Here is a 14,256-nt window from a genome sequence, read left to right as displayed (position 1 = left end):
GAACGCGACGCGGTGCCGCTACGCGGCACTTCCCCGAATTGCTTCGCAATTCGGGTTGCTGGGCCACTCCGTGGCCCAGGGTCAGGGTCGGCGCTCCGCGCTGACCCTGACGATCCGCCAAGGCGGATCACTACCAGCCGCTCCGCGCCTGGTAGTTGGGCCGCTACGCGGGCAGCGGGCTACGGGAGGTTGGCCGAGGGTTGGGTGAGGTGACGAGCCATCAAGCTGCGGGGGCGGATTCTGTCGAGGTTCGCACCTGATCGTATCGAGTGCGAACACTTCCGGTCATCCTCCCACGAACTGCATGCGTCATAGTTCTGAGTCAGCTACCTTGTTCCTAGAGGACAGACACCCACCAGCACTGGAGAGTCCGAGGAAATGACACTCTGGCTGCGTCCATAAATCCTGTTGAGGATGCGTCAAATTCACGGCCTGGATGGTTTGTCCGCCCGGGGGCGGATGCCTCCGCGGCACTGGAAGCTGAGAAATAGTGTCGCTCTTTCTTTCGTGTCCGTTTCTGATTGAGGAGAAGAGAATGTCTCGGGTGAGTTTCTACGGAAGCGGATACTGCGAAGAGTGTGACTCGACGTGGGAATTCGGTCCGGTAGAGGACGGAACGCTCCTGGAGTCTGACCACGAGTGCGAATCCGAGCGGGACGGCGAGTAACGGGGAATGGTGACAGACCAGGGCCTGAGGGCGCACCAGATCGAGGCGGTCGACGCCGTGCTCCGTCATCTCCAGTTCCCGGCCGGCGTCGCGGTGCCGGAGGAGGGGCTGCGGTGCCAGGTGATCGCGGCGACCGCGTCAGGGAAGACGAGGATCGCGGCGGTGGCCGCTCAACGACTGCGTGCCCGGCGGGTGTTGGTGCTGGTACCGACGGTGGATCTGCTGGCGCAGATGGCCGCGGAGTGGCGTCGGGCAGGGCGTGCGGGGGCGATGGTCGGTGCGTGCGAGTCACGGGTTTCGGCGTCCAGCGGGATGCCCTGCACCACGGACGCGGCGGAGCTCCTGTCCTGGGTGGGGGACGAGGATGTGGTGACGGTGTTCTCGACGTACGCCACTGCCTCCACGGCGGTGCAGGGGGCGCACCGGCTCGGGCTGGACGCCTTCGACCTGATGGTCGTGGATGAGGCGCACCGCACCTCGGGGGATGCGGCGAAGGCGTGGGCGGCCGTGCACGACCAGGTGAAGATGCCGGCCGTCCGGCGGCTGTACATGACGGCGACGGCGAGGATCTGGGAGTCCGCCGAGGATGCCCGCCGGGGCGGCCGGGAGGCTCCGCGGCTGATCGCGAGCATGGACCCCGAGTCGCCCGTGTTCGGGCCTGTGGCCTGGAAGCTGACGCTCTCCCAGGCTATTTCCCGGGGGCTGGTTGCCCCCTATCAGGTTATTTGCGTTGATATTTCCGATCCGGACTTGTATGCCGCGCAGGCGGGTGGCGACCGGGGCTCGGACCTGGTGCGCGGGGCGCGGCTCGCGGCGCTCCAGGCGGGGCTGCTGACGGCGGCTGCGGACGAGAACCTGCGGAAGTGCCTCACCTTCCACTCCCGGATCGCGGAGGCCGAAGCGATGGCCGAAGGCCTGCCCGCCGTCGCGAAGCGGCTGTATGCCGAGGATCCGAAGCACTACCACCCGGCGGAGCGGGTGGGGGCGTCCTGGCTTCATGGAGACCACAGGGCCGGCTACCGAAAGGCAATGCTGGAGGAGTTCGCGTCGAACGTGGTCAAGGTGCCCGACGGGAAGGGTGGCACGGTCTCCTGTCCGGCCATGTTCAAAATGATCGCGTCGGTTCGCGTCCTGGGGGAAGGAGTCGACACGAAGAACTGTGACTCTGTTGCCTTTTGTGACGCGCGCGGGTCAATGGTCGATATTGTGCAAATGGTCGGGCGGGCTCTCCGAATGCAGCCTGGCGAGGGAAAAATCGCCAGCCTGGTCGTCCCTGTTTTCCTTGCTCCTGGTGAAAGTCCGGACGAAATGATGACCTCCAGGGGGTACGAAACCCTCGCGAAGGTCCTCGGGGCGCTGCGTGCTCACGACACGGACGTGATCGAGGCGCTCGCCGACTCCCGTCCCCGTACAGGGCGTTGGAAGCCCGACGGGGCCGAGGGCGTCGACGGGGCGGAGGGCCGGGAGCGGACGGGCGAGGCGAAGGGTCCGAGCGCGCCCGCGCAGGGGCTGCTGAGGTTCTCCACTCCGCGGGATCCGGCGGAGGTGGCGCGGTTCGTCGCGCTGCGCGTGCTGCACCCCGAGACGGACTACTGGCGCAGCGGGATCGCGGCTGCGGCGCGGTACGTGCGCGAGGTGGCGAAGGACGGGGTGCTGAAGGTTGCGTACGACTACGTGACGCCGGTGGATGAGGGGTGGGAGTCTGCGGGGTTCCCGCTGGGGACATGGCTGCGGAACCAGCGCATGGACTACCGGGCCGGAACACTTGCCCCGGAGCGCGTGAAGGCGTTGGAGGAGCTCGGGGTGGTCTGGTCCCACCGCGATCACGCCTTCGAGGAGGGGCTTGCCGCTGCCCGGCGCTGGGCCTCCGAGCACGGCCATTTCCTGCCGCCGGCCCATGCTGTGTGGGACGGGTATCCGGTCGGGACCTGGGCGAAGAATCTCCGCACGGCCGCGAGGCTCGCGGATGCGCGCGCGGAGCAGTTGGAGGCCGGACTGCCCGACGATGCTTTCGCGGGTGGCCTGTCGCAGGAGCGGCGGGAAGCACTGGACGAGATTGACCCGGGGTGGTCACCGGTCTGGGACGCGGGGTGGCAGCGCTGCCTGCGGCTCGTGCAGAACCATCTCGCCCAGGGCGGCAGCGTGCCTTGGGAGGCTGGGGAGGTCGTGGTCCAGGGCGAGGACTTGGGGCGGTGGGTTAAGGGATGCCGGTTGGGATGGGACGCCCTGCAACCGGCACAGCAATGGCTTCTGGAGAACGCCCTCGGGCTCGGACCCGCCGGTGAGGACGAGCGCCCGGTGCAACGCACCCAGGACGACAAGTGGATGCTCAACCTGGCGGCCGCGCGGCAGTTCCACGCCCGCGAGGGGCACCTGCGCGTACCCCGCAAGCACGAGGAGCAGCTGGTTTCCGATGGCGGCGGGTTCGGTGCGCAGGTGGGCGCTGGCGGGGTCGTGGTGGTCAAGCTCGGCACGTGGATTGACAACGTCCGCAAACGCGCTGGGAAGCTTCCCGAGCAGCGGCGGGCGGAACTCGACCAGCTCGGCATGCAGTGGGCGGCGGGCACGGCGGGGCGGTCGCGGTGAACGCCGGGGTGTTACGGCTGCCTCCTCTCGCCGGGGAGACGACGTTCTCCTTTCTGTGCCGTATCGCTGCTTGCTACGGAATGGAGGAGCAGACGTTCATGGCGCGCTGGCAGGCGGTGAACCACCGGCCCCGTCATGAGGGTGGGGCCGTGCGTGCGGATGGGGAAGTGCTGCTGGACGCGGCAGCCCGAAGGACGCTGGGCGCTGTGTGCGGGGTCGGGGAGCTGTCGCTGGGGCGGGCGTTGCCGTCGTGGGGGCGGGAGGATCCCAAGCTCGACGGACCGGAGGGCGGCCGGGGGCGGGTGGTGTGGAGGGTCGGGGGCGTGGTGGCGGGGCCGGTGGCGTTCGGGTGCCGGCTGTGCACGGCACGGCGTACGGGCGAACCGGCCCGGGTGATGCGGTACGCGCCACGGTGGGAGCGGGTGTGCGTGCGCCATGGTCGGTGGGCTCTGGACGCGGACGCCGACCAGCCCCGCGAGTACCTCGATCTGCGGGGTCTTCCGGAGGTGGTCGCGGCGCAGCGGCGGTGGGCTGGTGTGGTGCGTCGTGCGGTGCGGGCCGGTGTGGACCCGGGTGAGGTGTTCGGGCTGGCTTATGCGGTGGTGGCGCGGTGGTGGGAGGGGGCGTACGGGTGGGAGCGGGAGGAGATCTGGCCGCGGCGTCTGCACCTGGTCGCCGGGGGTGATGCGGGGGTTGATCTGGAGTGGTGGCGGGTGGTGGGGCGCGATGCGGTGATCTTCCCGGAGGTGGTGGCGGTCGCGGATGCGCTGCTGGATCCGGTCATGGCGCAGCTTGTGTGGGTGGACAGCGGGGGTGAACGGCCGCGGCCGTTGGGGGCGGACGGGAAGTTCTGCCGCCGTCTCGGTGAGCGGGTGGGGCGGTCTTGGTTGGGGCCGTTGATCGCGGTCGACTACGGGGGTCCGCTGATCGCGTGGATGGGGACGGTTGTCCGCCTGCGTCGTCATCCCGAAGGGCGGCCGGGTCTGTATGCGCGGTTCGGGGAGAACGTGTGGTGGGTGCGGCAGGAGCATCAGCCGTCGACGGTGGCTGCAGGGCTGCGGGTCTTGGCCGGGGAGAAGAAGTTGCCCGGCTCGGGGACGAACTGGCGGGCCGTGGTGCCTGCCGAGCAGCGCTTTTTGATCACCAATCTCCTCGGTGAGGTAGAAGAGCAGCTGCAGCAGTTGCGTGGTGCGCAGGTCGGTACTACCGCCGAGGTGGCCCGGTCCATGCTGGAGGGTTTGAGCCGGGGCACGGATCTGCTCGACCAGGTGCTGGGGCGGGTCATGGTGGCCGCGGTGAACGCTGGGATGAGGGTGGACGAGGTGGCCCGGTGGGCGCGGCTGTCCGAGGAGGAGGCGGTAGAAGTCCTCGGGACGTACCGGGGTGCGGACGGCGAGTAGAGCCGGGGCTGGCCGGGGTGGTCCGGTCGCTGCTTTTAGCGCATGAGGCGGCGGCTTGTGATCAGAACCCGTGAAACGTGTCCGGTGCGGTGGGGGCACCGGTGGGGTGGGGGGATGAGCGGCAGGAGCGTGGTGGGCGGCCCTGAAAGGGCGGCCGGGCAGCGGGACGTGGTGGTCGGGGCGGGGTTCGAAGCCGTCTTCCTCGATCCGGTGGGGCGGATGGTGCAGCAGCGGTGGGCGGACGCGGCGGTGGCGGTGGCTTTCGAGGAGCTGGATCCGGTGTCGGCGTTCCCTGTCGTGCCGGGCCGCCGGTGGGGGCCGGGCCTGTGGTGGTCGGCCACCACCGGACGGCACGTGGCGTCGGGATCGAACGCGATGCGGGCGCAGCTGATGGTGCTCGACCGCGACCCCATGGTGGTGGGCCTGGCCGGGCGGCCGGTACGGGCGCTGTGGCGTGATGGCCGGGGGCGGGTGCGCTCGTGGGTGCCGCAGCTCTTCGCCCGCTACAAGGACGGCACCGGGATGCTGGCCGACTGCCCCAGCCACACCGAGGCCGGCGGCGAGCGGGCGTTGGAGGCCGCGGAGACGGTCGCGGAGGCGTGTGCGCAGGTAGGGCTCGTCTACCGGCGCCTTGAGCCGCTGGAGAAGACTCTGGTGGCGAACCTGAAGTGGCTGGCCGGCTACCGGCACCCACGCAACCAGGGCCGCCCGGGACTTGCGGCCGACGTGCTGGAGGCGTTCGCGCGGCCGCGGCCGCTGATCGACGGCGTGGAGGCGGTCGGCGACCCGATCGAAGTCCTGCCCGTCGCCTTCCACGCCTTGTGGCACGGGCAGCTGACCGTGGCGCTGGACGTGCCGCTGCACGAACGGGTCCTGGTCCACTCCCCCATGGTCCCTGCGGGTACGGGCGGCCCGGTTGATCAACGGGCCGCCGCCGTGCAAGGTTGCGACGTCGTCCGTGGTCGCGGCGGACATGAGGTGGGTGGCGGAGCAGGGGGGCAGGCCGTCAGCGGCGGCACGAACCAATGCGAAGGCGGCGCGGCTGGCGGCAGTGGCCGGGGCGGGGAGGCGGTGTGAGCGGGGTACGGCGTGGTGGGCGGCCGGTCGTGGCCGTCGGTGCCCACGTGCGGTTCCGGGGGGTGCGGTGGCAGGTCGTCGCCCTGGCCGGGCAGGGCTTCCATCTGGTCGGCCAGGACGGGATGGATGAGGTGGTGCTGTCCGGGCATCTGTTCGCCGACCCAGGCTTCGCGGTCCTGGGCGCGGAGGCGGATCAGGCGCAGGCGGTGCCGCGGTGGGGGCTGTTCGAAACGGCGCCGGCCGCGGCGCGGGAGAAGGCGCTGGCCTGGGAGCGGCACATCCGGGAAGTCGAGTGCGGCCTTCCCGGCGGGGTCGGCAGTGGCGGGACGGTACGGGAGCAGTACGACCCGGATCGGTTCACACTGGCCCAGCGGGAGCAGGCCAAAGCGCAGGAGCTGACCGCGCTGAGGTTCGGGCGGGTGTCGCGGGCGACGGTGCAGCGCATGCGGCTCGCCTACCGTAAACAGGGGCTATGGGGGTTGGTCGACCACCGCGCCACCCGCGGCCCGAAGGGCCGTGGCGGTCGGCAGGACGAGCGGGTCGTCACCGCGATCAAGGACGTGCTGCGCGGGCAGCGGGGGCGTTCCAAAGGCACCGTCAAGGCGCTGATGCCGCTGGTCGCACGACTCCTCAAGGACCGGCATGGAGACGCGGTGCCCATGCCCGCGCAGGCCACTTTTTACCGGCTCGTCCATCAGCTCGCCCACCCGGCCGACCACCCCGCGCGGCCGGTCCGAAATCCGCCGATCACGGAAGACGGGCGCGCCATGACCCCGACCGTGGCTCTGCGGCCCGGGGAGCAGGTCCAGATCGACACCACCCGTCTGGATGTCCTCGCGCTGTTCAACGACGGGACGCTGGGGCGGCCCGAGCTCACGATCGCCGTCGATGTGGCCACGCGGGCGATCCTGGCGGCGGTGCTGTGTCCGGGCGGGACGCAGGCCGTGGACGCGGCGCTGCTGCTCGCGGAGATGGCTGTACCGCGCCCGGCGAGGCCCGCGTGGCCCGACGCCCTGCGCTTCACCCACGCCAGGCTGCTTGCGGGCGATCGGCTGCTGTCGCTGGACGAGCGGCTTCAAGGGGCGGCCGCCCGGCCGGTCGTGATGCCGGAGACGATCGTTGTGGACCGCGGGAAAGTGTTCCTGTCGCAGGTGTTCACCGCCGCCTGTGAGACGCTCGGGATCAGCGTGCAGGTGGCGCCGCCGTTCGCGCCGACCGCCAAGAGCATCGTGGAGCGCACCTTCGGGTCGATCAACTCCCTGTTCTGCCAGCATCTGCCCGGCTACACCGGTTCCGACGTCACCCGCCGCGGCAGAGACATCGAACGCGAGGCGTGCTACACCGTCGCCCAGTTGCAGGACCTCCTCGACGAATGGCTCGTGCACTGGCACCACCGCCCGCACGAAGGACTGCGCCACCCCGTACTGCCCCGGGCGGCGCTGACGCCGAACCAGATGTGGGCGGCGCTCGTCGCGGTCGCCGGGTACGTGCCGGTCCCTTTGAGCGGCAGTGATTATCTGGAGTTGCTGCCGGTGCGGTGGCAGGCCATCACCGAGCGCGGCATCCGTATCCATCACCGCACCTACGACTGTGATCTGCTGGGCCCCTACCGGGGCCAGGAGTCCGAAGTAGCGGCCCGCGGCGGGAAATGGGAAGTCCGCATCAACCCGCACGATGTCCGCCAGATCTGGGTACGGCTCCCCGACGGGCAACTCGCCGAGATCCCGTGGATTCACCGCGACCACGCCCACCACCCGTTCAACGACCGCACCTGGCGGTACGTCCGCACCACCGTCACCCGCCACCTGGACCCTGACCGGTACGAGGCCGGCCTCGCCGACGCCCTCGACCAGCTCCTGCGCCGTGCCCGTACCGGGCATGCCACCCCCGCCGAACAGCACCTGATCACCCGCACCGCCCCTGTGCGGATGCCTATGCCCGCACAGCGGGCCTCAGACGGCCCGCAGCACCCGGACCAGGCTGCCGATGAGACGGTTTCCGGAACAGACGACGACAGCCTCGACGCTCTCGACGACACGCCGGATGAGCCGTCGCCCCCGGACCAGGACACCGGTGAGGACGACGGCTCACCGGACGTGCCGTATACCGGGTACGGGCTGTACGACGCCCGCGCGGAGGCCCTGAAATGGTGAACACCAAGGCATCCACGGCCAGGGGCAGTCGCCCTGTCGGCACCCGCGACGAACACGTGGGCAGCGGGCCCGGGCAGGGGGCTGCGGGTGCTGTCCCCGAAACGGGTAGCGCCGGCAGGCCGGTGACCACGTGGCAGGGCTGGCAGCACTTCGCCACCACACCACCGCCCGTGCCTCCCGGGCCCGGTGCCCCGCCACGCAGCACGGAAGAACGCCTGGCCTACCACTCCGCGTTCGTCACCCTCCGCACCCCGGTCATCGACACCCTCGCCACCAGCGTCCGCACCCTGATGATCCTCGGCCGCCACCAGACCGTGACTGCTCGTCCTTCTCTGATCGTCACCGGGCCCGCGGCGGCCGGGAAAACCACCGCGCTCCTCCACGTCGGACGCACCTGCCACCTCGCCCACACCCACCGCAACCCGCCATCACCCGGCCTCCAGCATCCGCACGTACCGGTCGCGTACGTCCTCGTCCCGCCCGGTGCCACCGCGAAAACCCTCGCCACCGAATTCGCCCGCTACCTCGGCATCCCCGTCACCACCCGCATGACCCAGGCCCAGATCACCGACGCGGTCTGCCACACCTACCAGCAGGCCGGTGTCCGTCTCGTCCTGATCGACGAGATCCACCGCCTCAACCCCCGCACCACCACCGGCGCCCAGAGTGCCGACCTCCTCAAAGACCTCACCGAACGCATCGGTGCGACGTTCGTGTACGCGGGCATCGACGTCACCACGACCGCGTTGTTCAGCGGTGTGCGTGGCGCGCAGCTCGCCGGGAGGGCCTCACTCATCGAGTGCGGGCCGCTGCCCGCCCGGCACGGGACACACGAGCCGTTCAAAGAACTCATCACCGGCCTCGAGAAGGCTCTGAACCTCCAGCAGCATCGGCCCGGAACCCTCCCCCGTCATGCCGCATATCTCCACCAGCGGACCGCGGGCCGGATCGGGAGCCTGACCCGGCTGATCCGCCAAGCCGCGATCACCGCGATCTGTGACGGCACCGAAAAAATCACCAAAACCTTGCTCGACGGGATCCAGCTCGACCACCTCGCCGAAACCCACCACCGCCCCACCCCGACACCAACCCGGCCCCGTACACGACGGTCCTGACCCCCCGCCACCCCACTGACCAGCAAGAACACAGTCAATGCCTTTAGACCCAGGAACATATCCGCGACATCCCGCGCTCTGTCTCAACGAAACTGCAACAGCCCCAGGTCAGACCCCCATCCCACACCCTCAAAACCACCCCGAAACCGTTCTCAATCAATCATCAACACCCCAGCTCACAAACCACACACCACCGCAACTAACCACCCCCAGCGTTAACCGATTCCACCCATGTGATCAGTGCGGTGCGGGACTTGAACCGCCTCGAGCTGGCCGGGGAGAGTGTGCGGGCGGCGCTGGAGGCCCTGGCTGTCGCGGCGCCGTCGTGGCTGGCCGGGCAGGTCGATGTCGCCGAGTTCGCTCACCGGTACGGGCCGCGGGTGGACGGCTGGCGCATGCCCGCCTCGCAGACGAAACGCGACCGGCTCGCGCAGGTCTTCGGCCAGGACGCGCTGGCGTTGTGCCGGGCGGCCTGGTCACCCGGCACACCCCCATGGATCCGTGAGATCGAGTCCGTACAGATCCTGCGGCAGATCCTCGTCCAGACGTACTACCTGAGCACCGACGCCAGGGGACGGGAGGTGATCAAGAAGCGGGCCGCCGACGACGAGGGTGTCCCGCCCGGTCATCGCCGCCTCGCCTCCCCTACGACGCGGACGCACGCTGGGCGGCCAAGGGCGAGGGCCTGTTCTGGATGGGCTACAAGGTCCATCTCACCGAGACCCGCGACACTCCCACCGAAGCCGAAGCCGAAGCCGAAGCCGGTGTCCGGGCGGCACCGAATCTGATCACGGACGTGTGCACCACCGATGCCACCGTGCCCGATGTGAAAGCGACCGCCCCGGTCCAACAGCGCCTGGCCGAGCACGGCATCAGGCCCGCCGAGCACTACCTCGACTCCGGCTATCCATCCGCCGACCTCATCGCCGCCGCGCTGAAACAGGGCACCCGTATGGTCACCCCGGTTCTGCTGGATCATTCCGCCCAGGCCAAGGCCCACGCCGGCTTCGACAAGAGCGCCTTCATCATCGACTGGAGGGCCCGCCAGGTCCGCTGCCCCGCCGGCAAGACCAGCGCGCACTGGAACCCCGTGAAACAGCACGGAACGGACACGATCGTCATCACCTTCGGCGTCCGCACCTGCCGCCCCTGCCCCTTCCGCGACCAATGCACCAGCTCCGCGAAAGGCCGCCGCATGCTCACCCTGCGCCCCAGAGAGCCAGAAGAAGCCCTCACCCAGGCCCGCGCCGAGCAGAAGACCGAGACGTGGAAGGCCAAGTACGCCCTGCGAGCGGGTGTGGAAGGCACTATCAATCAAGCCCTCGACATCACCGGCATACGCCGGGCCCGCTACCGCGGGCTACCGAAAGTCCGCCTCCAACACGCCTTCTCCGCCACCGCACTCAACGTGATCAGACTCGACGCCCACTGGACCGGACACGACCAGCATCACACCCGCAGCAGCCGGCTCGAACGCCTCGCCTACCGACTCACAGCCTGACCCAGGAATTGCGCAGCAGAGTCGTCGGGGGTGGCCCAGTCGGCGGATGGTGGTGCGGGCGGGATCAGATCGGGCAGCGCCAGCGCTGTGAGGTCGGCTTCCTCGTAGCGGGATAGCTCTCGAGTGGCTTCGGTGGCGGTGATCGTGTTCAGGCGCAGCGCGGGGGTGGGGGTGGTGGCTGGGGCGAAGCGTTCGTGGCGGAGTCGTTCGGCGGCCTTCGCGTCGGCGCGCAGGTGTCCCTCCCCTCGTAGCGTGGAGTCCGTGATTGCAGGGGAAGTTGAGGTTCATGGGAACCGACAAGCGGACGTACGACGCCGAGTTCCGTGAGGGTGCTGTACGCATCGTGATCGAGACGGGGAAGCCGATCCCGCAGGTCGCTGAGGAGCTCGGTGTCCATCCGGGCACGCTGCACAGCTGGGTCTCGCGGTGGCGCCGCAACGGGTCGGCATCGTCCGACCGGCCCGCGGCCGCGGAGAGTGGCGGGCGGGTGCGGGAGAGCGAGCGCGCGGAACTGGAGCGGCTGCGGCGGGAGATGGGCGAGAAGAACAAGCGCATCCGGGAGCTGGAGATGGAGCGTGATGTCTTCAAGCGATGCATGGCCCTCTGGGTGAAATGACCGAGTCCGATCCCGCGGCACTGGCCGCGTTCATCGGTAACCAGAGGGCCGAGCACCACGTCCCGCACCGCCTGGCCTGCCGGGTTCTTGGGGTGTCGGAGTCCTGGTTCTACAAGTGGCGCGGCAAGCCCATGACAACCCGCGAGGTCCGGCGCGGGAAGCTGGCCGAGGCCATCAAGCAGATCTTCGAGGGCTCGGGCGGCACCTATGGCTCACCGAAGGTCTGGATCAGGCTCCTGCGGGAAGGATGGCGCGTCTCGGTGAACACCGTCGCCAAGATCATGGCCGAGCTCGGCCTGGCCGGACGCAAGATCCGTCGGCGCCGCGGGCTGACCAGGCCCGGCAAACGGGCCGCGGCTCCGGACTTCGTGCGCCGGGACTTCACCGCGGACGCACCCGACCAGGTGTGGGCCGGCGACATGACGGAGATCGTCACCGGTGAGGGCAAGCTGTATCTGGCCACCGTGATCGATCTGTTCTCGCGGCGCCTGCTCGGCTATGCGATGGGCGAACGACACGACGCCGAGCTCGTCGTCGCGTCCATGAACATGGCTGCCGCCACCCGCGGTGGCGACGTGAAGGGCGTGCTCTTCCACTCGGATCGCGGCAGCGAATATGTGTCCCGGCGGTTCAAGCGCGCCTGCCGGCGCCTGGGCGTGACGCAGTCCATGGGCCGGGTCGGGTCATGTTTCGACAACGCCGTCAGCGAGGCGTTCAACAGCGTGCTCAAGGTTGAGTACGTCTACCGGCACACCTTCGCTACCCGGGCCGAGGCCCGGCTGAGAATCACCGGCTTCTACAACACCCACCGACTACACAGCGTGTGCGGATACCACAGCCCGATCGACTACGAACACGACCACCGAGCCAACTCCGCCTTGGGGCTGGCCGCATAGAAGATCTCCACAGAACGAGGGGATTGACATGCTCCACATCGCCAACATCCGGGCCGTCTGAGCACCGTGCACAACCCGCACCCGACATTGAGCACCATGCACGCTGGCCCAAGAAAACCGCACGCCCTAACGTCTTAAGGGTCGGCCGGCCCGTTAATACGGGCCGGGCCTGCCGGACGTTTCAGAGACCGAAGAACCGGGGCGCTCGGATCAGGCCGTCACGGCGGCATCCCACGGTCCCCAAGCCCCGGAGACAGCGAGAGGAGTCATAAATGTTCGTCAAGTCTGTGTTGAGTGTCGCAGCTGTTTCTGCCACGCTGCTCATCCCGGCCACGAGTGCCCCAGCTAGTCCCGCAGCAACCCGTGAAGTGACTCGTCATTGTGACGCGCCCCCTCTGGCGGACCTGAACGCCCGCCTAAAGGGGTACGGCGCATCCTACAAGTCGACTCACGTCCGCCTCTGGCAGTACAGGATCTCCGACAAGACCTACGCGGAAATCACTTCGACCAAACGCCCCGACGTAAAGATCTCCCTGGAGAGGACGCTCGGCAACGCACTCCCGAACAGTAAACCCAACATGGTGTGTGGGCCGACTAAAATCTCCGAAATCGGAATAGGCATCCGCTTCGGGTTTTTCAATAACGCAGACCATTCCGTACGGGTTTGCATTCTTTACCCGCGCGAGAAGAAGCACTGTGGTAAATGGTATGCGGAAGATAGTAATGGCGAACACGTCTGAGCCTCAGGGCGTCGGCAAAGTCGTGGCGGTGACTCTGAAGCTTCTATAGATCGTCAAGCTGCAGGAGACGGCCCGGGTGCGCCGGTGAATGCGCTGGTGAGGTGGCGGTAGACCTCTCGCGCAACGAAGCGCTTGAGGCATCTGAAGATGTCCTTCGTCTTGAGTCCTTCGAGGGTGCGTCGTGCGACGTAGTCGCGGGTGCGCGGGTCGTGACGCATGCGGACCAGCACGATTGTGTGCAGCGCGCGGTTGGCCTGGCGGTCTCCACCACGGTTGAGTCGGTGGCGGTCTGTGCGCCCGGATGAGGCTGGCACGGGTGAGGCGGCGCACAGGTGGGCGAATGAGGCCTCTGAAGCGAGCCTGTCGGGGTTGTCGCCGGCGGTGACCCGTAGCTGCCCGGCGGTCTCGGTCCCGACGCCCGGCAGCGCGAGCAGGCCGGGGGCGGTGCGAGTGATCAGGACGCGCAGGTCGGCGTCCGCTTCTGCTATCTCCTCGCTCAAGTGCCGGTAGCGTTTGGCCAGACGCTTGAGGGCCAGTTTGACGGCTGTGGCCGGGGCAGCCAGGTCGGTGCCCGGACGGCTGGCGGCCAGTCGTCGGACCAGCTTGGTGGTGGTCAGCGAGCGCAGTGCTTCGCGTACCGCAGCGGGCGCGGTGATGATCAGTGATTTGATCTGGTTGATGGTCTGGGTGCGGGCCTTGACGGCGCTGGCGCGTACCACGCGCAGTCCGCGGATTGCCTCGACCGCGCCATCGCGGTGCTTCGGGGTGCCTGTGGCGCGGCCGGCGAGTACTGCGGTGGCGGCGGCGTAGGCATCAATGGGGTCGGACTTCCCAGCCGCGCGACGAGCACGACGGTCGGGTCGGTCCACCTCGATGACAGTGATCTGGTTGGTATGGAGATAGCGGGAAAGTTCGGCACCGAAGGAGCCTGTGCCCTCCATGCCCACGACCAGTACTTGGCCGTGGGAGTGCAGCCATTCCAGCAGGTCTCGGTAGCCCGTGGGCGTTGTGGGGAACGCCTCGGTGGCCAGGTGTCGGCCGATGGTGTCGATGACGGCGGCCTGGTGGAGATCGGTGTGGGTGTCGATCCCGCCGATCACCTCGATCGGCTGTGACATGGTGGCCGGGTTCCTTCCGTGCGCGGCGAGTGGGTTCGCGCGCACTGGCCGACAGACGGACACGACTGTGATGGGACCGCTTGGGTCAAGCTTCTATGAGGTCACGATCTCCGGCCGGTACACGCATTGGCACCGCTCGGAAGGCCGACGATTCAGAGTGAGGACAGCCGAAGCGTCAATCGGGGATCGGGTCAGACCCTCGAGCGGTGCCGCCTCATCCTCACAGTCGGGGATCTTGGGGATCCCCGGCGGGGCAGCATGATCAACTGGCAGGCTCGGCTCTGTTCATGGAGAGCATGGGGAAGAAAAAGCCTCGCCGCCCTCGCCGTTCATTCACGCCGGAGTTCAAGGCCGAGATTGTCGGGTTGTGCCGACGGGGTGGCACGA

At 68.6% G+C, this 14,256-nt stretch carries 11 protein-coding genes; 10 read left to right on the top strand and 1 reads right to left on the bottom strand.

Going from position 1 to position 14,256, the window contains the following annotated elements:
- Positions 1-673: 673 nt before the first annotated feature.
- From OG520_RS39615 to OG520_RS39570, 10 genes are all read left to right on the top strand, one after another.
- Positions 674-3,253, top strand: a complete 2,580-nt coding sequence (locus tag OG520_RS39615; protein ID WP_331737507.1) for a Helicase associated domain protein — start codon at positions 674-676, stop codon at positions 3,251-3,253.
- A gap of 98 nt (positions 3,254-3,351) precedes the next feature.
- Positions 3,352-4,653 carry a DNA-binding protein gene (locus OG520_RS39610; protein ID WP_331747553.1) on the top strand — a complete coding sequence of 434 codons (1,302 nt, stop codon included), beginning with the start codon at positions 3,352-3,354 and terminating at the stop codon, positions 4,651-4,653.
- Between the two features lie 219 nt (positions 4,654-4,872).
- Positions 4,873-5,730 (top strand): TnsA-like heteromeric transposase endonuclease subunit, encoded by an 858-nt coding sequence (locus tag OG520_RS39605; RefSeq protein ID WP_331737545.1) that lies wholly within the window; start codon positions 4,873-4,875, stop codon positions 5,728-5,730.
- Positions 5,727-7,883 carry a Mu transposase C-terminal domain-containing protein gene (locus OG520_RS39600; protein WP_331737505.1) on the top strand — a complete coding sequence of 719 codons (2,157 nt, stop codon included), beginning with the start codon at positions 5,727-5,729 and terminating at the stop codon, positions 7,881-7,883. The genes OG520_RS39605 and OG520_RS39600 overlap by 4 nt, the downstream gene beginning before the upstream one ends.
- Before the next feature lie 122 nt (positions 7,884-8,005).
- The gene (locus OG520_RS39595; RefSeq protein WP_317862449.1) at positions 8,006-8,998 is read left to right on the top strand and encodes a TniB family NTP-binding protein; all 993 of its coding nucleotides are present in this window, start codon (positions 8,006-8,008) and stop codon (positions 8,996-8,998) included.
- Between the two features lie 254 nt (positions 8,999-9,252).
- Entirely contained in the window at positions 9,253-9,786 is a 534-nt protein-coding gene (locus tag OG520_RS39590) for a hypothetical protein (RefSeq protein ID WP_406016373.1), read from the top strand.
- A complete protein-coding gene (locus OG520_RS39585; protein WP_331737218.1) occupies positions 9,693-10,499 on the top strand; it encodes a transposase in 807 nt (268 codons plus the stop codon). Before OG520_RS39590 ends, OG520_RS39585 begins: the two co-directional genes overlap by 94 nt.
- Positions 10,500-10,785: 286 nt before the next feature.
- The gene (locus OG520_RS39580; RefSeq protein WP_266693273.1) at positions 10,786-11,115 is read left to right on the top strand and encodes a transposase; all 330 of its coding nucleotides are present in this window, start codon (positions 10,786-10,788) and stop codon (positions 11,113-11,115) included.
- Complete coding sequence (locus tag OG520_RS39575; RefSeq protein WP_406016372.1) at positions 11,112-12,011, top strand: IS3 family transposase; 900 nt, start codon at positions 11,112-11,114, stop codon at positions 12,009-12,011. Before OG520_RS39580 ends, OG520_RS39575 begins: the two co-directional genes overlap by 4 nt.
- A gap of 272 nt (positions 12,012-12,283) precedes the next feature.
- Complete coding sequence (locus tag OG520_RS39570) at positions 12,284-12,751, top strand: hypothetical protein (RefSeq protein ID WP_124722578.1); 468 nt, start codon at positions 12,284-12,286, stop codon at positions 12,749-12,751.
- A gap of 53 nt (positions 12,752-12,804) precedes the next feature.
- On the opposite strand, the gene OG520_RS39565 is transcribed toward OG520_RS39570, so the two are convergent.
- Positions 12,805-13,869, bottom strand: coding sequence for an IS110 family transposase (locus tag OG520_RS39565; protein ID WP_406016371.1), 1,065 nt, complete (start codon positions 13,867-13,869; stop codon positions 12,805-12,807).
- Positions 13,870-14,256: the final 387 nt, after the last annotated feature.

This window comes from Streptomyces sp. NBC_00984, assembly GCF_045162475.1.
GTDB lineage: Bacteria > Actinomycetota > Actinomycetes > Streptomycetales > Streptomycetaceae > Streptomyces.
The sequence above is the reverse complement of the archived record's forward strand: the minus strand, read 5'-3'. Positions and strand labels throughout refer to the sequence as shown.

Bases quoted from the DNA above. Each gene is read 5' to 3' on its own strand.
- OG520_RS39575 (WP_406016372.1), top strand. From the start codon at position 11,112: ATGACCGAGTCCGATCCCGCGGCACTGGCCGCGTTCATCGGTAACCAG.
- OG520_RS39615 (WP_331737507.1), top strand. From the start codon at position 674: ATGGTGACAGACCAGGGCCTGAGGGCGCACCAGATCGAGGCGGTCGAC.
- OG520_RS39605 (WP_331737545.1), top strand. From the start codon at position 4,873: ATGGTGCAGCAGCGGTGGGCGGACGCGGCGGTGGCGGTGGCTTTCGAG.
- OG520_RS39610 (WP_331747553.1), top strand. From the start codon at position 3,352: ATGGCGCGCTGGCAGGCGGTGAACCACCGGCCCCGTCATGAGGGTGGG.
- OG520_RS39570 (WP_124722578.1), top strand. From the start codon at position 12,284: ATGTTCGTCAAGTCTGTGTTGAGTGTCGCAGCTGTTTCTGCCACGCTG.
- OG520_RS39565 (WP_406016371.1), bottom strand. From the start codon at position 13,869: ATGTCACAGCCGATCGAGGTGATCGGCGGGATCGACACCCACACCGAT.
- OG520_RS39585 (WP_331737218.1), top strand. From the start codon at position 9,693: ATGGGCTACAAGGTCCATCTCACCGAGACCCGCGACACTCCCACCGAA.
- OG520_RS39580 (WP_266693273.1), top strand. From the start codon at position 10,786: ATGGGAACCGACAAGCGGACGTACGACGCCGAGTTCCGTGAGGGTGCT.